21 protein-coding genes are annotated in these 22,522 nt (G+C 67.7%); 13 read left to right on the top strand and 8 right to left on the bottom strand.

All coding sequences use genetic code 11. The features are described 5' to 3' along the window. Nucleotides 1-36: 36 nt before the first annotated feature. Nucleotides 37-1,029, bottom strand: a complete 993-nt coding sequence (locus ACO2SS_RS09835; protein ID WP_423277456.1) for a bifunctional riboflavin kinase/FAD synthetase — start codon at nt 1,027-1,029, stop codon at nt 37-39. 166 nt (nt 1,030-1,195) lie between these two features. Here ACO2SS_RS09835 and ACO2SS_RS09830 point away from each other — a divergent pair, with 166 nt between their 5' ends. After that, nucleotides 1,196-1,579, top strand: coding sequence for a response regulator (locus ACO2SS_RS09830; protein ID WP_423277455.1), 384 nt, complete (start codon nt 1,196-1,198; stop codon nt 1,577-1,579). Beyond that, complete coding sequence (locus tag ACO2SS_RS09825) at nt 1,567-2,193, top strand: chemotaxis protein (RefSeq protein ID WP_423277454.1); 627 nt, start codon at nt 1,567-1,569, stop codon at nt 2,191-2,193. Before ACO2SS_RS09830 ends, ACO2SS_RS09825 begins: the two co-directional genes overlap by 13 nt. 3 nt (nt 2,194-2,196) lie before the next feature. Here ACO2SS_RS09825 and ACO2SS_RS09820 read toward each other — a convergent pair whose 3' ends face one another. After that, nucleotides 2,197-3,060: a TIGR01459 family HAD-type hydrolase gene (locus ACO2SS_RS09820; protein WP_423277453.1), complete on the bottom strand. Its 864-nt coding sequence runs from the start codon at nt 3,058-3,060 to the stop codon at nt 2,197-2,199. Between the two features lie 102 nt (nt 3,061-3,162). Further along, a complete protein-coding gene (locus tag ACO2SS_RS09815) occupies nt 3,163-4,647 on the bottom strand; it encodes an EAL domain-containing protein (RefSeq protein ID WP_423277452.1) in 1,485 nt (494 codons plus the stop codon). A 138-nt stretch (nt 4,648-4,785) separates the two neighbouring features. On the opposite strand from ACO2SS_RS09815, the gene ACO2SS_RS09810 reads away from it, so the two are divergent. Both ACO2SS_RS09810 and ACO2SS_RS09805 read left to right on the top strand, forming a co-directional pair. Further along, nucleotides 4,786-5,007 carry a heavy metal transporter gene (locus tag ACO2SS_RS09810; RefSeq protein WP_423277451.1) on the top strand — a complete coding sequence of 74 codons (222 nt, stop codon included), beginning with the start codon at nt 4,786-4,788 and terminating at the stop codon, nt 5,005-5,007. Nucleotides 5,008-5,102: 95 nt separating this feature from the next. Continuing rightward, the gene (locus ACO2SS_RS09805) at nt 5,103-6,455 is read left to right on the top strand and encodes an aspartate aminotransferase family protein (protein WP_423277450.1); all 1,353 of its coding nucleotides are present in this window, start codon (nt 5,103-5,105) and stop codon (nt 6,453-6,455) included. A gap of 75 nt (nt 6,456-6,530) precedes the next feature. On the opposite strand, the gene ACO2SS_RS09800 is transcribed toward ACO2SS_RS09805, so the two are convergent. Then, nucleotides 6,531-6,983, bottom strand: a complete 453-nt coding sequence (locus tag ACO2SS_RS09800) for a hypothetical protein (protein WP_423277449.1) — start codon at nt 6,981-6,983, stop codon at nt 6,531-6,533. Between the two features lie 254 nt (nt 6,984-7,237). Here ACO2SS_RS09800 and ACO2SS_RS09795 point away from each other — a divergent pair, with 254 nt between their 5' ends. The 7 genes from ACO2SS_RS09795 to ACO2SS_RS09765 all read left to right on the top strand — a co-directional run bounded on the left by ACO2SS_RS09795 (nt 7,238) and on the right by ACO2SS_RS09765 (nt 15,428). Next, on the top strand, nt 7,238-8,431 hold the full coding sequence (locus tag ACO2SS_RS09795) for a GGDEF domain-containing protein (protein WP_423277448.1): 1,194 nt from the start codon (nt 7,238-7,240) through the stop codon (nt 8,429-8,431). Nucleotides 8,432-8,514: 83 nt separating this feature from the next. After that, nucleotides 8,515-10,068, top strand: a complete 1,554-nt coding sequence (hisS, locus tag ACO2SS_RS09790; protein ID WP_423277447.1) for a histidine--tRNA ligase — start codon at nt 8,515-8,517, stop codon at nt 10,066-10,068. 92 nt (nt 10,069-10,160) lie between these two features. Then, complete coding sequence (locus tag ACO2SS_RS09785) at nt 10,161-11,102, top strand: hypothetical protein (protein WP_423277446.1); 942 nt, start codon at nt 10,161-10,163, stop codon at nt 11,100-11,102. A gap of 166 nt (nt 11,103-11,268) precedes the next feature. Next, a complete protein-coding gene (locus tag ACO2SS_RS09780) occupies nt 11,269-12,708 on the top strand; it encodes a carbohydrate porin (protein ID WP_423277445.1) in 1,440 nt (479 codons plus the stop codon). A gap of 79 nt (nt 12,709-12,787) precedes the next feature. Beyond that, nucleotides 12,788-13,891: an ATP phosphoribosyltransferase regulatory subunit gene (locus ACO2SS_RS09775; RefSeq protein WP_423277444.1), complete on the top strand. Its 1,104-nt coding sequence runs from the start codon at nt 12,788-12,790 to the stop codon at nt 13,889-13,891. Next, complete coding sequence (gene hisG / locus ACO2SS_RS09770; RefSeq protein WP_423277443.1) at nt 13,888-14,862, top strand: ATP phosphoribosyltransferase; 975 nt, start codon at nt 13,888-13,890, stop codon at nt 14,860-14,862. The genes ACO2SS_RS09775 and hisG overlap by 4 nt, the downstream gene beginning before the upstream one ends. A gap of 110 nt (nt 14,863-14,972) precedes the next feature. Beyond that, on the top strand, nt 14,973-15,428 hold the full coding sequence (locus ACO2SS_RS09765; protein WP_423277442.1) for an META domain-containing protein: 456 nt from the start codon (nt 14,973-14,975) through the stop codon (nt 15,426-15,428). A 49-nt stretch (nt 15,429-15,477) separates the two neighbouring features. On the opposite strand, the gene ACO2SS_RS09760 is transcribed toward ACO2SS_RS09765, so the two are convergent. The 3 genes from ACO2SS_RS09760 to ACO2SS_RS09750 form a co-directional block, all read right to left on the bottom strand. Next, nucleotides 15,478-17,265: an ABC transporter ATP-binding protein/permease gene (locus ACO2SS_RS09760; protein WP_423277441.1), complete on the bottom strand. Its 1,788-nt coding sequence runs from the start codon at nt 17,263-17,265 to the stop codon at nt 15,478-15,480. A gap of 115 nt (nt 17,266-17,380) precedes the next feature. Further along, nucleotides 17,381-17,821, bottom strand: coding sequence for a MarR family winged helix-turn-helix transcriptional regulator (locus tag ACO2SS_RS09755; protein ID WP_423277440.1), 441 nt, complete (start codon nt 17,819-17,821; stop codon nt 17,381-17,383). After that, nucleotides 17,818-18,591 carry a ferredoxin--NADP reductase gene (locus ACO2SS_RS09750; protein ID WP_423277439.1) on the bottom strand — a complete coding sequence of 258 codons (774 nt, stop codon included), beginning with the start codon at nt 18,589-18,591 and terminating at the stop codon, nt 17,818-17,820. The genes ACO2SS_RS09755 and ACO2SS_RS09750 overlap by 4 nt, the downstream gene beginning before the upstream one ends. Before the next feature lie 171 nt (nt 18,592-18,762). Here ACO2SS_RS09750 and ACO2SS_RS09745 point away from each other — a divergent pair, with 171 nt between their 5' ends. Together ACO2SS_RS09745 and ACO2SS_RS09740 are read left to right on the top strand one after the other, a co-directional pair. Then, nucleotides 18,763-19,962 (top strand): Enamidase, encoded by a 1,200-nt coding sequence (locus tag ACO2SS_RS09745; RefSeq protein WP_423277438.1) that lies wholly within the window; start codon nt 18,763-18,765, stop codon nt 19,960-19,962. A 145-nt stretch (nt 19,963-20,107) separates the two neighbouring features. Then, entirely contained in the window at nt 20,108-21,325 is a 1,218-nt protein-coding gene (locus ACO2SS_RS09740; protein ID WP_423277437.1) for a diguanylate cyclase, read from the top strand. 114 nt (nt 21,326-21,439) lie between these two features. Here ACO2SS_RS09740 and ACO2SS_RS09735 read toward each other — a convergent pair whose 3' ends face one another. Next, the gene (locus tag ACO2SS_RS09735) at nt 21,440-22,486 is read right to left on the bottom strand and encodes a peptidase M29 (RefSeq protein ID WP_423277436.1); all 1,047 of its coding nucleotides are present in this window, start codon (nt 22,484-22,486) and stop codon (nt 21,440-21,442) included. Nucleotides 22,487-22,522 lie beyond the last annotated feature (36 nt).

Genomic DNA, 22,522 nt, shown 5'->3' with positions numbered 1-22,522 from the left:
TTCTATCAGCCGAAGGGTTGTTAAGGAAGGACAGCCTCAGCCGATGAAGGACCGGAGCTCCGATTCCCGGGAGGCGGCCAGCATCTCGCGGGCCCGCGCCTCGTCGCGCTTCATCTGCTCGACCAGGGCCTCCGCGCTCTCGAAGCGCTCCTCCGGCCGGATCCGGCCGATGAACTCGATGTCGAGGCTGCGCCCATAGAGGTCGCCCGAGAAGTCGAAGATGAAGGTTTCCAGCAGCGGCGCGCCGTTGTCGAAGGTCGGACGCCGCCCGAAGCTCGCTACGCCGTCGCGAACCTCGCCGGGCGCGACGGCAACCCGGACCGCGTAGATGCCGTGGGCCAAGTGGCAGCCCTCGTCGAGGCGCAGGTTCGCGGTCGGGTAGCCGAGGACCCGCCCGCGCTTGTCGCCATGCCGGACCTCGCCCTCCACGAACCAGCGATAGCCGAGGAGCTCGTTCGCCGTTCCGATGTCGCCGACTTCGAGCGCCGCCCGGATGCGGCTGGACGAAACCGCGCTGCCGTCGTCCTTCACCGTACCGACTGTCGTGACGCCGATGCCTTCCTCGCCCGCGAGTTCCACCAGCACGGCGGGCGTGCCCTCGCGGCCGCGGCCGAAATGGAAGTCGCCGCCGATAACGAGGGCGGACGCCCCGAGCTGCCGGTGGAGGAGGTCGTGCACGAAGTCGCGCGCGCTGGTTCCGGCAAGCGTGGCGTCGAAGCGCCGGATGAAGGCGACGTCCACCCCGAGCTGCGCCAGGATCTTCAGTTTCACCGGCTCGGGCGTAAGCCGGAAATGGCTCGCCTGCGGAGCGAAGAAGGCGCGCGGGTGCGGATCGAAAGTCAGGATCGCGGCGGGACGGCTCTCGCGGTGCGCCGCCTCGACGGCGGTCGCAATGAGAGACTGGTGACCGCGGTGAAGCCCATCGAAGTTGCCGATCGCGATCACCGCCCCGTGCAACTCCGGCGGGATGGCGTCGCCGTCACGGCAGACCACGAGAGCACGCGCACGGCTGGTGTGAGGAACGGTCATCGGCATGTGTCGGGAACCGGCGAGCCATGTCGGATGGCGCTGCGGGGGTCAAGTCGGGAAGCGCCCGCCTGTCGAAGATCAGCTTAACGGGTCTGCAACGCAGGAACCCCTAAATGCTCACAGTAACCGCGGGCAAACAGCGGAAAATGTCGCATGGGGCGCCAGGATGGGCTTGGATTACGGCACTCCGATCCTAGTTGTCGACGACTATCAGACAATGGTGCGGATCATCCGTAACCTGCTGAAGCAGCTCGGGTTCGAGGACGTCGACGAAGCGTCCGACGGCAGGGCGGCCCTCGATCGCCTTCGCCAGAAAACCTACGGGCTGGTCATCTCCGACTGGAACATGGAGCCGATGACCGGCTACGAATTGCTGCGTCAGGTGCGCGCGGACGACCGGCTGAAGGCCACGCCCTTCATCATGGTGACTGCCGAATCGAAGACCGAGAACGTGATCGCGGCCAAGAGGGCCGGCGCCAGCAACTACATCGTCAAGCCGTTCAACGCGCAGACGCTGAAGAACAAGATCGAGGCAGTGTGCGGAGGCTAGCGTCGAGCCTCCGGCGCCGATGCTTCGGTGACGGACGCGAACTCCAGCTCGGGCGTGCCGACCTCCGCGGCGGTGCGGAAAGCGATCCGCCCAGCGCGCGCGTGCTCGAGCCCCGGACGCTCGAACAGCTGTCGCGCGAGATCGCTCATGTCGCCGAGTACGTGACGCGCCTGAGGCGGGATATCGGCGCCGTGAGGGCTGCGGACGTCGCCGGTCGGAGCCTTCCGGAGACTCGCAGCGACCTGACGCGCGTCCGCGAGGCCACCAAGGCGGCAGCGGACAGGATCATGGCCGCTGCCGAAGCGCTGCTCGAGCGCGAGCCGACCACGCCGGGTTACCCGGCCTTCGTGGCCGAGCGCGTGACGGAGATCATGGAAGCCTGTTCCTTCGAGGACCTCGCCGGACAGCGCATCGAGCGGGCCGTCGAGACGCTCGCGACGATCGAGCGCAGGCTCGAGCGATTCGCGAAAGCCGTGAAGGTGAGCGAGGCGGCCGAGTTCTACGACCGCGAGGCGATCATCAAGGAAGCCCGCCGAAACGTCCTCATCATCGCGGGCCCGCAGAATGGCGACGAGGGCGTCGAGCAGAGCACCATCGACAAGCTCTTCGGCTGAGCATCACCAGGTGAGTTCGGGCGCGATCGCCGTCGGTCGGTAATCCTGCGCCTGGAGCCAGGGCAGGGCTTTTTCCCGATCGACACGTCCGGGTTGGTACCCGACATCCGCCGCATGGATGCCGCGCGCGATGAGGAGCGAGTCGACGCCGAAACCCCGCGCGCCAGCAACGTCCGTGCGGATCGCATCGCCGATCGCAAGGATACGCGTCCGGTCGAGTTCCGAGCCGCCGTTGTGCCCGGGCGCGGCCTTGATCGCGGCATCGTAGATCGGCTGGTGCGGCTTGCCGCCCGTATAGGCTTCGCCGCCGAGGGCTTCGTAAGCGGCCGCGAGCGCGCCAGCGCAGAGAATGAGGTGGTGCCCGCGCTCCACCACGATATCGGGGTTGGCGCAGACCATCAGGAGCTTGCGCTCCCGCATTCTGCGCAGCGTCGCCTCGTAATCGGCGACCGTCTCGACCTCGTCGTCGAACAGGCCCGTGCAGACCACGTAATCCGCCTCCTCCAGAGAGGCGAAGCGCGCCGGGAGGCCCTCGAACAGGGACAGGTCCCGCTCCGGACCGATGTGGTGCAGCTTCTCCGTCCCGCGCGAGACGACGATGGCCCTCGTCACGTCTCCGGAGGTGACGATGGCGTCATAGGCCGCCCGCGGCACGCCGAGCCCGTCGAGTTGCTCGGTCACGGCATCGCCCGGGCGAGGCGCATTGGAGACGAGCACCACGCGTCCGCCGCCCTGTCGAAAGCGCGTCAGCGTCACGCCGGCATCCGGGAACGCCTTCAGGCCATCGTGGAGCACGCCCCAGATGTCGCAGAGGATCAGGTCGTAGCGGGGGGCGAGCGTCTCGAAATGCGAGACGAACTCGACCATTCGCGCCTCGGCGCGTCGATGTTCTGCTGGGCTGGACACGGGCTGGCGCTAGGGAAGGGCAGGGCGGGAGTCAACTGCGCGGCGAACGCGCGGGCAGCAGATTCAGCCGGCGCGTCGCAGGAAGTCGCGCAGAGAGCCTTGCGGCGGGCCGGAACCGTCCGGCTTGGGTGCTTCGGGAGGCGTGGCCGGAACGGGCTTCGGGTTCTGTGTACCGCGCCGCGGCTGCTCGAGCACCGCGTCTGCCGGCATCGGCAGCGAGAGGCCGAGGCCCTGCGCGAGAGGAATGCCGATGTCGAGAAGCTCCGGGATGAGCCCGTCGTCCTCGATCTCGTCCGCGATCACCTCGATGTCGGCCCGGCTGAGAGCCCCGGTGAGGGTGACGATATCGGCTGCGAGACCGTCGCGCTCCAGCCCGGCCAGGATGCGGCCGGCATCCAGCCGGACATAGCGGATGCCGAGCCGGGCGAGGGCGGGCGGGTTGAGGTTCTCGTCCGTGACCTTGGTCAGCGCGAAGCCCACTCCGGCCTGGCGGAAGCGCGGAAAGGCGTCCGAGCGCGCGACGATGTCGAGCGCCGCCTGCTCGATCTCGACCACGAGGCGTCCGCCCGCCGGCTGGTTCTCGTCCAGCAGCGCCTCGATCCGGCGCATGAAGGCGTCCTGCGCCAGTGCGGCCGGGGACACCGGGACGCTCACGCGGGCGTCGATCGCGGCCTCGGCCAGCCTATGCACGAGGGTCAGGGCCCGTCCAACGATGCCCGCCTGGAAATCGGCTACCCGGCCCGCGGACAGGAGGACCGGCATGTATTCCCGCGGGAGCAGGGGCTCGGCTTCCGCCGAGCGGAGCAGGGGATAGGCCTCGTAGATCCGGTCGCGACGCTGAGGCAGGTTCACGACCGGCTGCACGTGCAGATCGATTTCGCCGAGCGCGGCGGCAGCGAGGATGGCCGCGCTGCCATCGGTCGGAAGCCTGCGCTTTGCCGTCTCGCGCAGCGATTCCGACAGCGCCGCCTGCGCGGCTTCCTGGGCCGGGATGAAAGATGGGACGACGCTCGGCGCTTCGGGGCTCACCGCCGCCGGTACGGGCGGCGGGAGGGTCGTGCGATAGCTCAGCTGGACGCCATCGCGCTTCAGCGCGGCGAGCTCGCGCTCCTGTGTGGCCAGGGCTTCGGCGAGGCTGCGGACGACCTGGCTGAGCGAGTGCACGTCGCCTGCCACGTCGTTCAGGGTCGATTTGGCCTTGGTGCCCGAGCCGTCGAGCGCCGCGAGGCCTGCCTCGACCCGCATCAAGGCTTGGGCGAGCGCGTCGAACTCCTCCGAGATCTTCTCGTGCTGAAGATGGCTCCGCCTCACCTGCCTGTGGACGAGCAGGACGCAGAGGAGGGCTGCCGCCGCGGCCCCGAGTGCGAGGCTGGCGGCGTCGATCTCCGCAGCGTCGGTCATGTGGAGCGCCAGCCCGGCCGCGCACACGACCGCCAGCGTGCCGGCGAGCGCACCCGTGACCGACCATCCGGCCTGCTCCGCCCTAACCGCCATCCGTCGCCGAACCCCGCCCCCGATCACGATCGAATCGTGCCCTTTGACCTTCATCGGCGACGGCCGGGGGAACGGTAAAGAGTCCGTTTTGCAACGGTGCGGCGAAAAGGGTTTTCGGCCGAGTCCGGTCCGGAATCGGTCCTCGCGCGTTCACTCCTCGGGCCCCCTCCGGGGCGATCGGGAGACAGCGGAATGAGCGACGAGCGGCACGAGATCGAAATGCGCGTGGAGGGCGTGAGGGATCAGGCGAGCATCGGTCCCGTGGCGGATGCGATCCGCGAGCTCGATCCGGACGCGTCCGTACGGCTCGACCCCGCGACCGGCATCATCCACGCGATGACCCATCGCGATACGCTCGAGGTCGTGGCCGCCCTTTCGAAGGCAGGGCTGGAGGCGAAAGCCATGACTCTCTGAATCCGCACGCGAATTGCGCACGCGCCATGCCTGCGGGACATTGTCCCGGGCGGGGAAGCTGTTAGGGTCGCCCCGTCTCCGGAAGAGGTGAAGCGATGTCCCCTGCCCAGGGCCTCAGGGCCGCAAATGACGTGACGAACCCCAACGATCTCGAATCGTGGTGGCTTCCGTTTACGGCCAACCGGTCCTTCAAGGCACGGCCGCGGATCGTCGCCCGCGCCAAGGACATGTACTACTACACCACCGACGGAAAGCAGGTGATGGACGGCTCGGCCGGCCTGTGGTGCGTCAATGCCGGCCACAACCGCGAGCCGATCGTCGAGGCGATCCAGAAGCAGGCGGCCGAGCTCGACTTCGCCCCGGCCTTCCAGTTCGCTCATCCGAAGGGCTTCACGGTGGCGAGCCGCCTCGCCGAGCTCGCCCCGGGCGACCTCGACCAGGTGTTTTTCTGCAATTCCGGCTCTGAGGCGGCCGATACCGCGCTGAAGATCGCGATCGCGTACTGGCACACGCAGGGCCAGGGCCAGCGCAGCCGCCTGATCGGCCGCGAGCGCGGCTATCACGGCGTCGGCTTCGGCGGCATCTCCGTCGGCGGCATCGTGGCGAACCGCAAGGTCTTCGGCTCGATGCTCGCCGGCGTCGACCACCTGCCGCATACCTACAACCGCTCCGAGCAGGCATTTTCGCGCGGCGAGCCCGAGTGGGGCGCGCATCTCGCCGATGACCTCGAGCGGATCGTCGCCCTGCACGACGCCTCTACGATCGCGGCCGTGATCGTGGAGCCGATGGCCGGCTCCACGGGCGTCTTGCCGCCCCCGAAGGGCTACCTGAAGCGCCTGCGCCAGATCTGCGACAAGTTCGGCATCCTGCTGATCTTCGACGAGGTCATCACGGGCTTCGGCCGCACCGGCTTCGCCTTCGCGGCCGAGCGCTACGGCGTCGTGCCGGACATGATCACCTTCGCCAAGGGCGTGACCTCGGGGACCGTTCCGATGGCCGGCGTGATCGTCCGGAAGGGCATCTACGAGGCCTTCATGAAAGGGCCGGAGCACGTCATCGAGCTCTTCCACGGCTACACCTATTCGGGGCATCCGCTCGCCTGCGCGGCGGCGCTCGCGACGCTCGACGTGTACCGGGACGAGAAGCTCTTCGAGCGCGCCCGCGGGCTCGAGGACAAGTGGGCCGACGCGATCTTCTCGCTGAAGGGCCTGCCGAACGTGCTCGACATCCGCACCATCGGCCTCGTCGGCGCGATCGATCTCGCCTCGCGGCCGGATGCGGTGGGCCAGCGCGGTTACGAGGCCATGGAGCGCGGCTTCCATGAGCACGGATTGATGTTCCGCGTGACGGGCGACACGATCGCGCTGTCGCCGCCGCTCATCGTCACCGAGGACCAGATCGGCGAGATCGCCGACAAGGTCGGCAAGGTGATCCGCGCGGTCGCCTGACGCGCGCTCGACGATGGGGCCCGGCATGACCGGGCCCGCTTTCGACAAGCCGGGCAGCGCCCGGCTTGTTTCGTTTCAGCGGCGCTTCGACGAGGCTTGCGGCGCCGGGGGAGGGGCGTCGCCGCCGCCGAGCTGCGCCTTGACGACGAGCGAGGCGAGCGGGCTCGCCACCTCGACCAACTCGCCCTTGATGCCGGTCTTCGGGTCGTAGCTTCCCGCGATCATGACGACGCGGCCGGCATTCTGCGCCAGATCGACCTTGGCGCCGTCCTGGCCGAGAAGGTCGACGGGCTTCGCATCGAGGCCCTCGGCCTTCTGCACGTTGGTGTAGATCACCGCGACCTGCGAGCCGATCACCACACCCAGGAAGCAGGTTTCCGCCTCGGTGCGGCAGGGGAAGATCGGCGGCGGCGCCGCCTGTTGCGGCTGGGCGGTCTGCGGCTTGGCGGCTGGTGCGCGTGCAGGCTGGGCGATCGCGGCCGTGGCGGCCGTGCCGAGGATGGCGGCTGCGAGTGTGATGCGCTTCATGCGAACTCCTGAATCGGAAGTCCCAGCCTGATCCGGCAAAGCGGCCTGAATGTGCCGGGATCGCAGCCGGCGCCTCAAAGTGCCAGCGCCGCGCGGAAATCCGCGCCGATGCGCGCCACGGTAAGAAAAGCTTAGCCATACGGGCCTGCGTGGGGTGTCATTCCGGCGCTTCGTGCGTTCCTTACCGACCATCTCAGGAGGAAGCGGCGAGGGTTCGAGTGCCGGGTTCAGCGAGAGGCGATGAGGATGCGCGGATGGCCGCGCTCGAGCGCTACGACGTGCTCGATACGCCTGCGGAGGAGAGTTTCGACAGGATCACGCGGCTCACGAAGCTGCTGTTCGACGTGCCAATCGCGACCATCGCGTTGCTCGACGGTCACCGGCAATGGTTCAAGTCGCGCCAGGGAGTGCCCGTCGAGGAGGCGCCGCGAGTCGAGGCGATCTGCGACGTCACCATCACGGCCGCCGCCCCGCTCGTGGTGCCGGACACGCTCGCCGACCCGCGTTTCCGGGAATTCCCCCTCGTGGTTGGCGGCCCGAAGATCCGCTTCTATGCCGGTGCGCCGCTGCGCACCCCAGACGGCCAGAACATCGGGACGATCTGCGCGATGGATACGCGCCCGCGCGATTTCTCGCCCCAGCAGGTCGATGCACTCAGGGATCTCGCCCGGATCGTGATCGACGAGCTCGAATTGCGGATCCTCGCGACGACGGATCCCCTTACCGGCGCATTGTCCCGCCGCGGCTTCCGTGACGAGGGCGGGCGCATGCTCGCGCTCGCGCTCCGCCACCGGCAGGATATCAGCTGCTTGATGCTGGACGTCGATCACTTCAAGGCGGTCAACGACCGGCACGGTCATGTCGTCGGCGACCTCGTGCTGGCCTTGGTGGCCGAGACCTGCCGCGGCGCCTTGCGCAAGACGGACCTCCTGGGGCGGCTCGGCGGCGAGGAATTCGGCGTGCTTCTCCCGCATACCGGCGCGGCCTCGGCCATGAAGGTGGCCGAGAAGCTGCGCAGCCGGCTGGCGAAGCAGCGCTTGCCGGCGCCGGCGCTCAGCGACATCGCCGTGACGGCGAGCTTTGGGCTGGCCTCGCTCGACCGCAGCGTCTCCGACCTGGATGGATTGCTGAAACGCGCCGACGGGGCGCTGTATGTGGCGAAGGAGGAGGGCCGGAACCGCTGCGTTGCCTGGCAGGCTGCGGAGGCTGCGCCTGCACCCAACCAGCGCCGCCGCGTGTTCAAGGCGGGACGGGTGACCTTCAATTCGGGACACTCGGTGATCGACTGCACCGTGCGCAGCCTCTCGGACAGCGGCGCGAGCTTCGACGTGATCAGCACGGCCGGGCTGCCGGAAGAATTCAAGCTGCAGATCGAGTCCGACAATCTTTCCCGCCTCTCTCGCGTCGTCGCCAGGCGCGACAAGCACGTGGAGGTGGAGTTCGTGTAGATCGTAGGCTGCGCGGCGCCACATTGCCGGACTGCTCGGCCCGGCCTAGAGAAGCGCAGTCCTCAACCAAGACAGCGCTCAACATGTCCAAGGCCGACAGGCTCAAGGCCCGGCTGCCGCGCGGCTTCGCCGACCGCCCCGCCACCGATCTCGCCGCCACGAACCGGATGCTCGAGAAGATCCGGGAGGTCTACGAACTCTACGGGTTCGAGGCCCTGGAGACGCCATTCGTCGAATACACGGAGGCGCTGGGCAAGTTCCTGCCCGATCTCGACCGGCCGAACGAGGGCGTGTTCTCGTTCCAGGACGACGACGAGCAATGGCTCTCCCTGCGCTACGACCTCACGGCGCCGCTCGCGCGCCACGTCGCGATGCGGCTCGACGAGCAGAACATCACGCTGCCTTTCCGCACCTACCGGGCGGGCTGGGTGTTCCGGAACGAGAAGCCCGGCCCGGGCCGCTTCCGGCAGTTCATGCAATTCGATGCCGACACCGTCGGTTCGGCGTCCGTCGCGGCGGATGCCGAGATCTGCATGATGGCGGCCGACACGCTCGAAGCCGTCGGCATCAAGCGCGGCGACTACGTCATCAAGGTCAACAACCGGAAGGTCTTGGACGGTGTGCTCGAGGCGATCGGCCTCGGCGGGGACGACAGGGCCGGGCAGCGGCTCACGGTCCTGCGTGCGATCGACAAGCTCGATCGGCTCGGCCCCGAGGGAGTGAGGCAACTGCTCGGAGAGGGCCGCAAGGACGAGAGCGGGGATTTCACGAAAGGTGCGGGACTTTCGGCGGACGCGTCCGAGAAGGTGATGCGCTACGTAGAGGTCGGGATGAAGCTGGGCGAGTCCGCGAGGACGACGCGCGAAGCGGCATCCGACGGCCGGAAGCTTGTCGATGCAGCGCTCGGCGAACTCTCCGATCTCGTGGTCGGCGCAGATGTCGGCGCGGAAGGTGTCGCCGAGCTGCGCAGCATCGCCGAACTGGTCCAGTCATCGGGCTATGATGACGGCCGCATCATCATCGATCCTTCGGTCGTTCGCGGGCTCGAATATTACACGGGACCTGTCTACGAGGCGGAACTTACCTTCGAGGTGAAGAACGAAGAAGGTCAGGTAGTGCGCTTCGGCTCGGTGGCCGGGGGAGGGCGCTACGATGGACTCGTCGGGCGTTTCCGTCCCGAGCCGGTTCCGGCGACGGGATTTTCGATCGGAGTCTCGCGCCTTCTCTCCGCGTTGCAGATCGTGAAGTCGCCGATCGTCACTGCCGAAGAACAGCTCGGCCCCGTGGTCGTGCTCGTCATGGATCGCGACCGTATTGGCGATTACCAGCGCATGGTGTCCGAACTGCGCAATGCCAATATCCGGGCCGAATTGTACTTAGGCAGCGCCGGCATTAAGGCGCAGATGAAGTATGCCGATCGCCGCCGTGCGCCCTGCGTCGTCATCCAGGGCTCGAACGAGAAGGCTGCCGGCGAAGTGCAGATCAAGGATCTCATCGAAGGGGCCGCTCGCGCACGCGCCGACGCGGCGGGAGCATCGAACGCCGAATACCGCGCAGCACGCCTCGCTCAGGTCTCCATTCCGGAGGAGAACCTTGTGGAAGAGGTTCGAAAAATCCTCGCGGAGCGGAACCATTAAGTCTCTTGCGTCCTGAATACTTGAAAGCTTGGGAACCTTGGCCTAACGGGCGCTGTTACCAACGGCCAAGCTTGAGAGCAGGAGTCCGCCACATGGCGAAGAGAACCAAGACAAGCGGCGAGACGAAGGCTCCCGCGCGTGGCCGCAAGGCTGCCGCTGCAGCCTCCGCCGCGAATGGAAATGCCGAGAGCAACGAGAGCAACACGACCGAGACGAAGGCTACGGCCGCAAAATCCCGGGGCTCCCGCTCGAGCTCGAAGAAGTCCGCCGAGGCCGCGCCGGCTCCGGCCGAAGCGCCGGCCGCTCCCGCCCGCGCGAAGCGGAGCGCGTCTCCCAGCACGTCACGCCGCTCCAACGCCAGCACGGCGGCACGCAGCAGCGCGCGCAGCCCGAAGCCCGCGGAGGCACCCGTCGCGCGGGTTGCTCGCGTCGCGAAGGCCGCCGTCGAGACCGTGGCGGAGCCCGTTGCGGCGGCGACCAAGCGCCCGTCGCGCGGGGCTGCGGCCAGCCGCAAATCCTCGGTTGCGAAGAGTGCCGCGCGGGCCGTACCCGAGGCGCCCAGCCTCCCGACCGGCGAAGTCAGCCAGTTCGTGAAGTCGATGGGCAGCCAGATCGTCGGCGCGCTCAACACCGATGTCGGCCGTGTGATGGTGGCGGAGCTTCTCGTCTATGTCGCGAAGTCGCTGACCAAGGCGGCCGCGAAATCCGAGACCGGTAAGGACGCCACCGACGCGCTCGTGAATGCCGGTGCGAAGATCGGTGCGGCTGCCGCGAATGCCGGCGCGAAGTTCGTCGAGACCGGCGCGGCTGCCGCTAGCTCCGGGGCCGGCGCGGCGACCGGCGCTGCGGGCGGTGCGAAGGATCTCGCCCGCGAAGTCGCCCAGGTTGCGGTGAGCACCGTCGGCGGCGTTGTTGCCGAAGCGGCCGCGAAGGTCATCAAGGGCCGTAGCCGGAAGAAGTCCGACGATGCGGGCTCGACTGCGTCCAACCCTGCGCCGGTCCAGAGCGGAACGCCCCGCCCGCCGCAGATCTGAAACGGGTGCGCGGCGGAATCCCGCCGCGACCCGCCGCGGCTTGCCGACTGACGCTGGCTTGAGCAGTGGTATGAAAATCTAGCGTAATAATCATACCGCAGCTTCGGCCGCTATTTGCGCCCATAGCCTCCCGCGATACTCGTGCTGCAATCGCGCGGAGGCCGGCATGAAGGTCCGGGTTGCCCTTGTTCCGGCTGTCGCCTTGCTTCTGTCGGCCGCGTGGTCGGCTTCAGCGCAGGATGATGCGGGCGGTGCCCGCGTTCCCGGTCAGTCGGCAACGTCGGACCAGCCCTCCGAAGGGGCGTCATCCGAGTCGATCCAGAGTTCCCTCGGGCCGGCCGGCGATCCCGCGGGAGTTCGCGCGGCGCTCGCGCAGCGCGGCGTCACCTTCAGCTTCACCTATATCGGCGAGGTCCTCGGCAACGTGTCCGGGGGATTGCGGCAGGGGGCGGTCTACCAGGGCCGGCTGGACGGGCAGCTCGACATCTACCTCGACCGTGCCTTCGGCTGGACGGGCGCGAGTTTCCACACGAATTTCTTCCAGATCCACGGGCGCGGGCTGTCGAGCAACTACATCGGCAATCTGCTGACGGTCAGCAGCATCGAGGCGCTGGCCTCCACCCGGCTCGACGAGCTTTGGATCGAGCAGAAGCTCGTGGGGGACAAGCTGTCCGTCCGCGTGGGGCAACTGGCAGCCGACACGGAATTCGTCGTCAGCGAATACGCCGGGCTTTTCGTCAACTCCACGTTCGGCTTTCCGGGGCTTCTCGGCAACGACCTGCCGAATGGCGGCCCGGCCTATCCGCTCGCGACACCCGGCATACGGGTGAAATATTCGGCGGACGAAACCTGGTCCGCGATGGTCGGCGTCTTCAACGGGGCCCCGGCCGGGATGCGCGCCACCGACCCGCAACGCGACGACCCGAGCAATCTCGAGTTCAGGTTGCGCGACCCCGCGCTGATCATGGCGGAACTGAGCTACAAGTACGACCTCGGAACCGCCGACGCGAAGCTGCCGGGCAATGCGAAGCTCGGCGCCTGGGGCCATCTCGGGCGCTTCAACGACCTGCGCTTCGCGCAGCCGACGCCTGAGGCACCGGCCCTGCTCCTGGCCAATCCGGCAAGCTCCGGCATCGGGCGCCGGCTGCCCGGCAATGCCGGCGGCTACCTGATTGTCGACCAACTCCTCTACCGGGCTCCCGACACGGAAGATGGCGGGCTGGGCATGTTCGCGCGCCTTCTCGGCGCACCCGGCGACCGGAACCTGCTCAGCTTCTATGTCGATGGCGGCCTCACCTATAAGGGCCTCATCCCAGGTCGGCCGGACGACACGATCGGCGTCGCGGTCGCCTATGCGCGAATCTCGGATGCGGTCCGGGACTACGATCGCGATCTCGCCTTCTTCAATCCCGACACGTTCCAGCCCGTGCGGACGAGCGAGGCCCTGCTCGAGGTGACCTACCAGGCGCAGATCGTTCCCGGCTGGACCGTGCAGCCGAACTTCCAATATATCCGCCGGCCCGGCGGCGGCATCGTGAATCCCGCGACGGACAGGCTCGTGAAGGACGCCGTGGTTCTCGGGCTCCGGACCTCCATCAAGTACTGAAAGACGGGGCGAGCGACCGCGGGAGCGGAAAAACGTCGCTCTTGGGGCCGATCTCCGCTATCGGGACGGCCTCGATACCATGACGCCTCCTCTCCCCACTCACGACGACCTCGTCGCACTGTTCACGAAGAACGGCGCGGCTCTGGCCGAAACCTCCATCCTGCAGCCGGCCGGGCTGTTCCTGGAACTGTCCGGCGAGAACATCCGCCGCCGGCTCTTCATCACCCAGGACGAGGAGGGGCGCGAGTTCTGCCTTCGGCCTGAGCACACGATCCCCGTCTGCCTGGACCATGTGCGGTCGGGGCGGGCGACTGGCGAGTATTGCTATCTCGGACCCGTCTTCCGGCAGCGCGCCGGCGAGCCGAGCGAATTCGTCCAGGCCGGCATCGAGTCGATCGGGCGCATGGATGCGCCGGCTGCCGATGCCGCGGTGTTCGGGCACGCCATGGAGGCGCTCGGGCTTTTCGGCAATCGCGGCTACGAGATCATGACGGGCGATATGGGCCTGCTGCACGCGGTGCTCGACGCGCTCGCTGTGCCCGCGCCGGTGCGCAGGCGTCTCGTGCGCCATCTCGCAGCCGGACGCGGAATCGAGACGGCGCTGGCCGAAGAGCCCCGGCCGGCGGCGTCCGACTACGACGGGCTTCTCGCCGCGATCGAGGGGCAGGACCCGAGAGCCGCGAAGGCTTTCGTGGAGGACGTCATCTCCATTGCGGGCATTTCCGCGGTGGGCGGCCGCTCGGCCGGCGAGATCGCGGAGCGCTTCCTATCCCGCGCCGCAAACCGTTCCGCCGGGCTGACCGACGCGAGCCGCGACGTGCTCCGACGCTATCTCGGCATCCAATGCGATCTCGCAGCGTCTCCCGGCGCGATCCGCACCCTCGCCTCGGAGGAGGGGCTGGCCATCGAGCCTGCGCTCGCACGCTATGAGGAACGCCTCGCCAAGATGGAGGCGGCCGCGATCGCCGCCCAGGGCGCGCTCTTCGCGGCCGATTTCGTGCGCAACATGGACTACTACACGGGCTTCATCTTCGAGGTGCGCGAGCCGGGCTCGCCGCCCGGGCGCTTCGTGATCGGGGGCGGCCGCTACGATCGGCTGCTGGAGCAACTCGGCTCTCCCGCACCCGTGCCAGCGGTCGGCTGCTCGTTCTGGCTCGACCGCCTCGGCGGAGGCGCGCGGTGAGCGACGGACCTCTCGTCCTGGCCGTGCCCTCGAAGGGCCGCCTCCAGGAAAACGCCTCGGCCTTTTTCGCGCGGGCAGGGCTTCCGCTCACCCGTACGCGCGGGGCACGCGACTATCGCGGCACCCTCGCCGGCATGCCGGATGTCGAAGTGTTGTTCCTCTCCGCGGGGGAGGTGGTCACGCAACTCGCCTCAGGCGCGGCGCATCTCGGCGTCACGGGCGAGGATCTCCTGCGTGAGGCCGTGCCGAACGCGGACGAGGCGGTCGAGATCGTGACCGGCCTCGGCTTCGGGCACGCGAACGTCGTCGTTGCGGTGCCCCAGGCCTGGATCGACGTGCGTACGATGGCCGATCTCGACGAGGTCGCGTCAGACATGCGCTCCCGGCACGGACGCCGGCTGCGGGTTGCGACCAAGTACATGAACCTGACGCGGCGCTTCTTCGGCGAGCACGGGATCGCCGATTACCGCATCGTCGAAAGCCTCGGCGCGACGGAAGCGGCGCCCGCCTCGGGGGTCGCAGACCTCATCGTCGATATCACCACGACCGGGGCGACGCTCGCGGCAAACGGCCTCAAGGTCGTCGAGGACGGCACGATGCTGCGGTCGGAAGCGAACCTGATGGCCTCGGTCGGCGCGCCCTGGAGCGAGCGGGCCCGACGGAGCGCAAGCCGCGTCCTGGCGCGCATTGCCGCCGAGGAGCTTGCGCGAACCACAAGAGAAGTGCGCGCTGCCCTTGCCGGAGACGAGGCGATGGCGGAGAGCCTGGCGGGGCGGTTCGGTGCAACGCTGTTGCGTCGGTCCGGCGCGGGGCAGGAGGTCGTGATCCGGTGTCCCGCCGCGAAGGTCTTTCCGTTCGTGGAGGCGCTGATGCAGGCGGGGGCTTCGGACGTGACGGTGCGGGCTCTCGACTACGTTTTCGAGCAGGCCAATCCGCTTGCGGACAGGCTCTTCGGGCGGCTGGGAAACTGAACAACGGAGAGGCCGCGACAGCGCGCGAAGTTGTCTCGGCCGAGCGCAGGCTTTAATTTTCTCAGAGTGAGGTCTGGATGGGGAGGAGCATGCGTTCGATTGGCTATGCGATGGCTGCGCTTAGCCTCGTGGTCGCCACAGGTGCTTTGGCGCAGACCCCCGGCTTCGGTCGGCGGACGAACCAGGAGCAGCACCAGCAGCAGGGCGCGCGGCCGGCACCGAAGGAAGAGAAACGCTTCCCGCTCGGCCAGTCTTGGATCGCGGTCAGCCTGAACGGCAAGCAGTTCACCGGGACGGAACGTCCGAGCTTCACGCTCGACGACCAGTTCCGGGTGCGCGGATTCGGCGGCTGCAACAGCTTCTCCGCAACGGCCTATCCGCTGCGCGAGCAGGGGATCGCGGTCGGCCCGCTCGCGCTCACCAAGCGCAACTGCGACAAGTCCGTGATGGCGAGCGAGATGCAGTTCCTCACGGCGCTGCGGACCTCCGCCAAGTGGGAAACCGTCGTCGGCTCGCTCGTGATCAAGGGGCCGAACGGCGAGATCAAGTTCGAGCGCTCCCTGTAAGGCGGCTGAGCGCTCCTCCGGTCAGACGAACCTCTTCCATGCCCCGGCGTCAGGCCGGGGCGGTCTCCAGTTTGACGTCGCCAGGGCGGAAGAGTTTGTCCGACCCCGGCTGCATGTCGATTCTGCGATCGTGGTGCTCGAGCAGCGTCGAACGATGGCCGATGGACACGATGGTCGTGCCAGGTAGGCGCACCGCGAGCACGCGATAGACGAGGGCCTCGGTCGCCTCGTCCAAGGCGGCAGTCGCCTCGTCCAGGAACAGCCAATCGGGCTTGGCCAGCAATGCGCGGGCGATCGCGATGCGCTGCTGCTCGCCTTGCGAGAGGGTCTGGCTCCAGGCCCCGTCCTCGTCCAGCCGGTCCGCGAACTGCCCGAGCCGCACCGCCTCGAGCGCCGAAACCATGTCCTCGTCGGAATACGCATCCTCGGACGCTGGGTAGCTGAGCGCGCCGCGGAGCGTGCCGGCCGGGATGTATGGCCGCTGCGGGAGCAGCATGATCTTGGCGTCCTGCGGCTTGGCGATGTCGCCCTCGCCGAGAGGCCAGATTCCCGCAATTGCCCGGAACAGCGTCGATTTCCCCGACCCTGACGGACCCGTGAGCAGCGTGCTCTCGCCAGGGCGGAGGACGAGCCCATCGGCGCTCACGATTCGACGCCCGTCCGGAAGCGCGAGGGTGACGTCCTCCAACGCCATCGTGCCGTCGGCGCTCTGGCCGATCCTGAGCGGCGTGTCCCCTGCGGCTTCGGTGCGGGAGATGGCCGTGTCGAACCCGGTGAGGCGGTCGACCACCGCCTTGTAGTCCGCGATCGTCGTGTAGAACGTGATGAAGAACGACATCGTGGACTCGACGCGCCCGAAGGCGCCGGCCGTCTGCGTCAGCCCGCCGAGCTGGATCTGGCCCGCGAAGTAGTAGGGCGCGACGAGGATGTAAGGGATGACGGCATTCAGCTGGCCGTAGCTGGCCGTGAACGCGATGAGCTTCTTGCGCCGGCTGACGATCGCCAGGAAGTTGTTGATCACATTCGCGAAACGGGAGCCTAGCCGGTCGCGTTCGGCCCGCTCGCCGCCGAGCAGCGCAACCTGCTCGCCATATTCACGCAGGCGGGCGAGCGAGAAGCGGAAATCCGCTTCGTAGCGCTGCTGCTCGAAATTCAACCGGATGAGCGGACGGCCGATGAGGTGCGTCAGCCAGGTTGCGAGCGCGCTGTAGATCAGGGCTCCCCAGACCAGGAAGCCGGGGACGTACCAGTTCGTCCCGGGCACCGTGAAGTCTGCCGAGATGGTCCACAGGATGATCGAGAACGAGATCAGGTTGGAGACGGCCGACAGGATCGAGAGCGTCAGATAGGCGGTGCGCTCGGTGAAGCGGTCGACGTCTTCCTGGATGCGCTGGTCGGGGTTGTCCGCTCCAGTGCCGGCAAGGCCCATCCGGTAATGGGTGTGGTTCTCCAGCCAGCGATGCGTGTAGCGGGCCGTGAGCCAACGGCGCCATCCGATCAACAGGTAGGATTGCAGGACGTACTGGATGATGGCGCTGACGATGAAGATCGTCGCCCAGAAGCAGAACACCGTTAGCAGCAGCGTCCAGAACGCCGCCGCATCCTTAGCCTGGATGGCGTTGAACCAGTCGCGATTGAAGTAGGAGAGCCGGACATTGATGGCGACCTGCCCGAACTCGATCGCGATGACCGTGAAGGCCAGCGAGAGCGCGATCCAGCGCTCCTGGACCTGGAAGGCCGGCAAGGGCCAGAGTCGGACCGTCGTGACGTCGCGCGTCGCGAAATACGGGTAGAGAAGCTTCCAGATCTGCAGGATGGCCTGCCACAAGCCACGCATCCGATATTTCTCCGGGGCATCTGCAGCCCGGTCAGGGCGCGGTGCGTAACTGTTCCCTTAGCCGGAACTCGCGGCGAAACAACTCGCCGCCTCGCGGCGCGCTTGTCGCAGCCGTTTAGCGCATCCGACGCAGGAGGCCGAGAAGTTGCTCGCGCTCGCGCTCGGTCAAGGGCTCCAGCGTCTCGTCCGTGACCTGCAGGGCCTTCGCGGCGCCTCGCTCGTAGAATTCCTCTCCCGCTCGGGTGAGCCGCACCACGATCCGCCGCCGATCATCCGGGTCCGCGCTCGTTTCGGCGAGCCCCCGCCGGATCAACCGGTCGACGACCCCCTTCACGGTCGCGACGTCCATCGAGACGAGGCGACCGAGGAGATTCTGCGAGCATTCGCGCCGCTCGGCAAGCTTCGCCAGCGCCGCCCATTGCGTGGGCGTCATATCCTCGAACGCGCCGGCGAAGATCAGCGCGTGCCGCTGCTGGACCTGCCGGAGGATGAAGCCGACCTGATCGTCGAGCCGGTAGAGCGGCTCCTCGGCAAGGAGGTCGACCCCGTCCGTCACTTCTCCACGAACGCCTTCTCGATGACGTAGTCACCGGGCTCGCCGTGATTGCCTTCCTCGAAGCCCCGCTCCGTGAGCAGCACCTTCAGGTCGGCGAGCATCTGCGGGCTCCCGCAGAGCATCACCCGGTCATGCTCGCGCTCGAGTGGCGCAAGGCCGGTATCCTCGAACAGCTTGCCGGAGGTGATGAGATCCGTGATCCGGCCGCGGTTGCGGAAGGGCTCGCGCGTTACGGTCGGGTAGTAGACGAGCTTCTCGCGCACGAGATCGCCCACGAACTCGTCGCTCGGCAGCGCCTCCGTGATGGTCTCGCCATAAGCGAGTTCGGCGACCTGGCGGCAGCCGTGCAGGAGGACGACCTTCTCGTAGCGCTCGTAGGTCTCCGGGTCCTTGATGATGCTCATGAAGGGCGCGAGCCCCGTGCCTGTACCGAGGAGGTACAGGTTTCGGCCCGGGTGCAGGTTGTCGAGCACGAGCGTGCCGGTCGGCTTCCGGCTGACGATGATCGGATCCCCGACCTTGAGGTGCTGGAGCTTGGACGTCAGTGGGCCGTTCTGGACCTTGATCGAGAAGAACTCGAGGTGCTCCTCGTAATTCGCCGACACGACGCTGTAGGCGCGCAGGAGCGGCTTTTCGTCGACCTTGATCCCGATCATCGTGAACTCGCCGTTCCGGAAACGGAAGGTCGGGTCGCGGGTGGTCTTGAAGCTGAACAGCGTGTCCGTCCAGTGGTGGACGCTGAGCACGCGTTCCTCGTTGAAGTTGCTCATGCGCTGGCAAACCCGGGTTCGAGGCCGCCTCCCGGCGGCTGATCCTCAACCGGAACGCGCCGAGGTTCGACGCGATCCGCTTTGCACGACGGAAATTGTTAGTACACTAACAATCGCCGCCGCTCAATATGTGATGCTGCGGTGCTTATAATCGCATCCGGACGGTGAACAATGGCCCACGACGCCCAGACCACGGTCGATCCGAACGCAAAGACCGTCATCCGCAACATCGGCCTGATGCTCTCGGGCGACATCACCCGTCCGATCCTCGATGCGGATACCATCGTATCGGTGGGCGGGCGCATCACGGCGATCGGCCGCTCCAAGGACGTGGACCAGGAGGGCGCGACGATGATCGTCGACGCCAAGGGCACGCCGATCGCGCCCGGGCTGATCGACAGCCACGTTCATCCGGTCGCAGGCGACTGGACGCCGCGTCAGAGCCAACTGAACTGGATCGACTCGACCCTGAATGGCGGCGTGACCACGATGATCTCGGCCGGCGAGGTGCACACGCCCGGCCGCCCGCGCGACCCGGTGGGCGTGAAGGCCATGGCGATCTACGCCCAGCGCTGCTTCACGGCTTTCCGGCCGGGCGGAATGAAGATCCATGCCGGCGCGCCCGTGATCGAGCCCGGCATGGAGGAAAGCGACTTCAAGGAGCTCGCCGATGCAGGCGTGAAGCTGCTGGGCGAGGTGGGACTCGGCAACGTCAAGGACGGGCCGACCGCGCGGAAGATGGTTGCCTGGGCGCGCAAGTATGGAATCCAGTCGACCATTCATACGGGCGGGCCTTCGATCCCAGGCTCCGGGCTGATCGATTCCAGCGTGGTGCTGGAGGCCGACACGGATGTCGTCGGTCACATCAATGGCGGCCACACGGCGCTCCCGGATCGGGAAATCCGTTGCATCTGCGAGGGTTGCGGGCGTGGGCTCGAGCTCGTTCACAACGGCAACGAGCGGGCGGCGCTCTACACGCTCCGCGTGGCGCGCGAGATGGACCAGCTCGAGCGCGTCATCCTCGGGACGGATGGTCCGGCCGGCTCCGGTGTCCAGCCGCTCGGCATCCTGCGCATGATCTCGATGTTGGCCTCGCTCGGCGATCTGCCGGCGGAGGTCGCGTTCTGCCTGGGCACCGGCAACACGGCCCGCATGCGCTCGCTCGATTGCGGGATCATCGAGGTCGGCCGCGCGGCCGACTTCGTGCTGCTCGACCGGGCGCAGCACTCGGCCGGCAAGGACCTGCTCGAATGCGTGCAACTCGGCGACCTGCCGGGGATCGGGATGGTCGTAATCGACGGCATCCCGCGCATCGGCCGCTCCCGCAACACCCCCCCGGCGGACCGGGTGCCGGAGATCGTCGCGCATTAGCGAAGACGGCTCGGCCGCCCGCCGACATGGCTGACCTGCTCAAAAATCCGAGATCCCGCCATGTCATCTTAAGGGAGCGGTGACCTTCCGGGGACGATAAGCAGGGCACACAGGCCTCCTCTCGGAGCGCTATCGAGAGGACGGTATGGCGATTGACGACGGCGCTCAGGGATACAGCCTGCCGCGCTGGCGTCTCACCGCTTGGCTCGCTCATGCGGGTCGCGATGTGCCCGTGGACATCCGGGTCGCGCTGATCGGCAGTCTGTACGGCACGCTGCCCATCTTCGCGGGCGGCGTCATCAACACGATTTTCGTCGCCATTCTCTGTGCCGTGCGGCAGCCGCACCCGCCTTTCCTCGTCTGGCTCGCGCTGGAACTGGCGATCTGCGGCGCGCGGCTTGCGATCCTGGTTCACGCGAAGCGAGCCGTCCGGGAGGGGCGCCGGACCTATACGGATTGGTACATGGCGCTCGCGCTGCTTTGGGCGGCGAGCGTGGGCTATGGCACGTTCATCTCCATCGTGAGCGGTGATTGGGTCGTGGCGACGCTCGCGTGCCTGTCGGCCGCCGCCATGGTGGGCGGTATCTGCTTCCGCAATTTCGGCGCGCCGCGGCTCGCCTGCGCCATGATCTTCCTGAGCCTCGGGCCGTGCTGCCTCGCCGCGCTCGTTGCCGGCGAGCCGATCCTCCTCGTGACGCTGTTCCAGATCCCGTTCTATCTCGCCAGCATGGGCGTCGCCTCCTGGAAGCTGAACCGTCTGCTCGTCACCACCATGAAGGCGGAGCGGGACAACGACCGTCGCGCCCGGCACGACGATCTCACGGGGCTCGCAAACCGGGCGGGGCTCGCGCGCATCCTTGAGGACCGGGGTATGGGCGACGGGGCGACGCCCCGGCCGCTGGCGCTGCTCTATCTCGACCTGGATGGGTTCAAGAGCGTGAACGACAGCTTCGGGCACCTCGCCGGAGACCGGCTTCTCTGTCTCGTGGCCGATCGGCTCAGCGGCGTGCTCGACACGGCCGACACGGCCGCGCGACTTGGTGGGGACGAGTTCGTGGTCATCGCGGACGGGCAAGACCGCATGGCCGTCCTGAAGCTGGGAGACCGTCTGATCGCCGAGATCGGGGGGCGTCCTTATCGCCTCGACGACGGGCACACGGCCCGCGTCGGCGTGAGCGTCGGTATCGCCTTCGCGCCTGAACATGCCTCCGATTTCGACGGGCTGATCGCGGCCGCAGACGCGGCGCTCTACGAGGCGAAATCTCGCGGCAAGTCGCGCTCGGTGATCGCTACGGGAGAGAGCGTGACGTCCAACCTGCGCCTGCAGGCAGAGCGGGCCGCGAGGATCCGTTCCGCTGCCTGAGCGTCGGAGGAGCCACGCTTCGATCTGAGCGTTGCGGCGCTCTCGAATTGGCGCTGGTCGGACGTGATGAGCGTCATGTCCGAGCCCGTTGCCATCGCAAGATAGATGCAGTCGTCAGCCGAAGACCTCCTGCACGATCCCGTCCCGTATGACGACCTCGCCGTCGAACTCGATCGTCGTGCCCATCATGGGCAGGTCGAAATGGCCGGCCGTGTGCCTGCCGGCGAATTCGTTGGCGCCGGTCGAGAACAGGAAGTTGCCGGCCACGGCGCGGAGTTCGGTGCCGTTCGTGTCCCGGCGGTCGTACATGGCCAGCGCCTCGTAGCGGGCGTTCTCGTTCAGCCCGAAGCCGACATGGCTGACGGCATAGGCCTCGCGGTCGCCCCAGGCCTCCAGGTAGCGGCGCATCATCATCGCGTCCGGACCGGTCCCTTCGATCGCGGTGACGTAATCCGCCTCCAGCGTGAGGCGAATGGGGCTCTCGATATAGCGCTTGAAGGTCAGGTTCATGTCGCCCGGGGCGAGTACCAGCGTGCCGTCGACGCTCCCGCTCTTCGGGAAGGAGACGACGATGCCGCCCGGCCAATGGGCGAGGGTGCCGGGCCGGTCCGTCCAGCCCCAGACCCCCACGGTCGCGGCGCCTTCCATGCGGGCCGTGAGATCGCTACCGGCCGCGGAGGTGACGCGCATGACCTTCGCGGACCGGAGCCGCTTCGCGGCAGCCCGAACGCGCGTCTCCAGCGCATCGTCCGGGCGAAAGCGCTCCAGCGCCTCCGGATGCTCGTTGGAGATCACCTGGATGCGGGCGCCGGATTTCAGGATCTCGGCCGTCTCGGGCGCGTGCATCAATCCCTCGAGGGTCAGGTCGACCACGAACCCGGCGGCCTTGCAGGCCTCGATCACCGGCCGGGAGCCGCCGATCGCCTCGCTCGCGCCGGTGGACCGGACTGGGACCGGGTGCGGGTTGCGGGCGGTGGGCACGACGAGGTGGAAGGGCTTCGCCCCGAGCCGCAGCAAGGCGAGCTCGGCGAGGTGGACGTTGAGCTGGCGGGAACCCGTCTCCGAGAGGATCGCGACCGCGTCGCCTTGCCCCACGCGGCAGCGGAGGAAGAGCTCGCAGAACGCCTCGATCCACTTGTTCTCGATCCGGTCGGACAGCATGGCTCGGCTCTCAAGTTGGGTCGGTTTCTGCTAACA

Source organism: Enterovirga sp. CN4-39 (genome assembly GCF_049446235.1).
Lineage (GTDB): Bacteria > Pseudomonadota > Alphaproteobacteria > Rhizobiales > Beijerinckiaceae > Enterovirga.
This window is presented reverse-complemented; position numbering and strand designations above follow the sequence as displayed.

Bases quoted from the DNA above. Each gene is read 5' to 3' on its own strand.
- ACO2SS_RS09765 (WP_423277442.1), top strand. From the start codon at position 14,973: ATGGCTGCGCTTAGCCTCGTGGTCGCCACAGGTGCTTTGGCGCAGACC.
- ACO2SS_RS09835 (WP_423277456.1), bottom strand. From the start codon at position 1,029: ATGACCGTTCCTCACACCAGCCGTGCGCGTGCTCTCGTGGTCTGCCGT.
- ACO2SS_RS09820 (WP_423277453.1), bottom strand. From the start codon at position 3,060: ATGGTCGAGTTCGTCTCGCATTTCGAGACGCTCGCCCCCCGCTACGAC.
- ACO2SS_RS09800 (WP_423277449.1), bottom strand. From the start codon at position 6,983: ATGAAGCGCATCACACTCGCAGCCGCCATCCTCGGCACGGCCGCCACG.
- hisS (WP_423277447.1), top strand. From the start codon at position 8,515: ATGTCCAAGGCCGACAGGCTCAAGGCCCGGCTGCCGCGCGGCTTCGCC.
- ACO2SS_RS09740 (WP_423277437.1), top strand. From the start codon at position 20,108: ATGGCGATTGACGACGGCGCTCAGGGATACAGCCTGCCGCGCTGGCGT.
- ACO2SS_RS09815 (WP_423277452.1), bottom strand. From the start codon at position 4,647: ATGAAGGTCAAAGGGCACGATTCGATCGTGATCGGGGGCGGGGTTCGG.
- ACO2SS_RS09780 (WP_423277445.1), top strand. From the start codon at position 11,269: ATGAAGGTCCGGGTTGCCCTTGTTCCGGCTGTCGCCTTGCTTCTGTCG.
- ACO2SS_RS09735 (WP_423277436.1), bottom strand. From the start codon at position 22,486: ATGCTGTCCGACCGGATCGAGAACAAGTGGATCGAGGCGTTCTGCGAG.
- ACO2SS_RS09785 (WP_423277446.1), top strand. From the start codon at position 10,161: ATGGCGAAGAGAACCAAGACAAGCGGCGAGACGAAGGCTCCCGCGCGT.
- ACO2SS_RS09745 (WP_423277438.1), top strand. From the start codon at position 18,763: ATGGCCCACGACGCCCAGACCACGGTCGATCCGAACGCAAAGACCGTC.
- ACO2SS_RS09795 (WP_423277448.1), top strand. From the start codon at position 7,238: ATGGCCGCGCTCGAGCGCTACGACGTGCTCGATACGCCTGCGGAGGAG.
- ACO2SS_RS09775 (WP_423277444.1), top strand. From the start codon at position 12,788: ATGACGCCTCCTCTCCCCACTCACGACGACCTCGTCGCACTGTTCACG.
- ACO2SS_RS09760 (WP_423277441.1), bottom strand. From the start codon at position 17,265: ATGCGTGGCTTGTGGCAGGCCATCCTGCAGATCTGGAAGCTTCTCTAC.
- ACO2SS_RS09805 (WP_423277450.1), top strand. From the start codon at position 5,103: ATGTCCCCTGCCCAGGGCCTCAGGGCCGCAAATGACGTGACGAACCCC.
- ACO2SS_RS09830 (WP_423277455.1), top strand. From the start codon at position 1,196: ATGGGCTTGGATTACGGCACTCCGATCCTAGTTGTCGACGACTATCAG.
- ACO2SS_RS09810 (WP_423277451.1), top strand. From the start codon at position 4,786: ATGAGCGACGAGCGGCACGAGATCGAAATGCGCGTGGAGGGCGTGAGG.
- ACO2SS_RS09750 (WP_423277439.1), bottom strand. From the start codon at position 18,591: ATGAGCAACTTCAACGAGGAACGCGTGCTCAGCGTCCACCACTGGACG.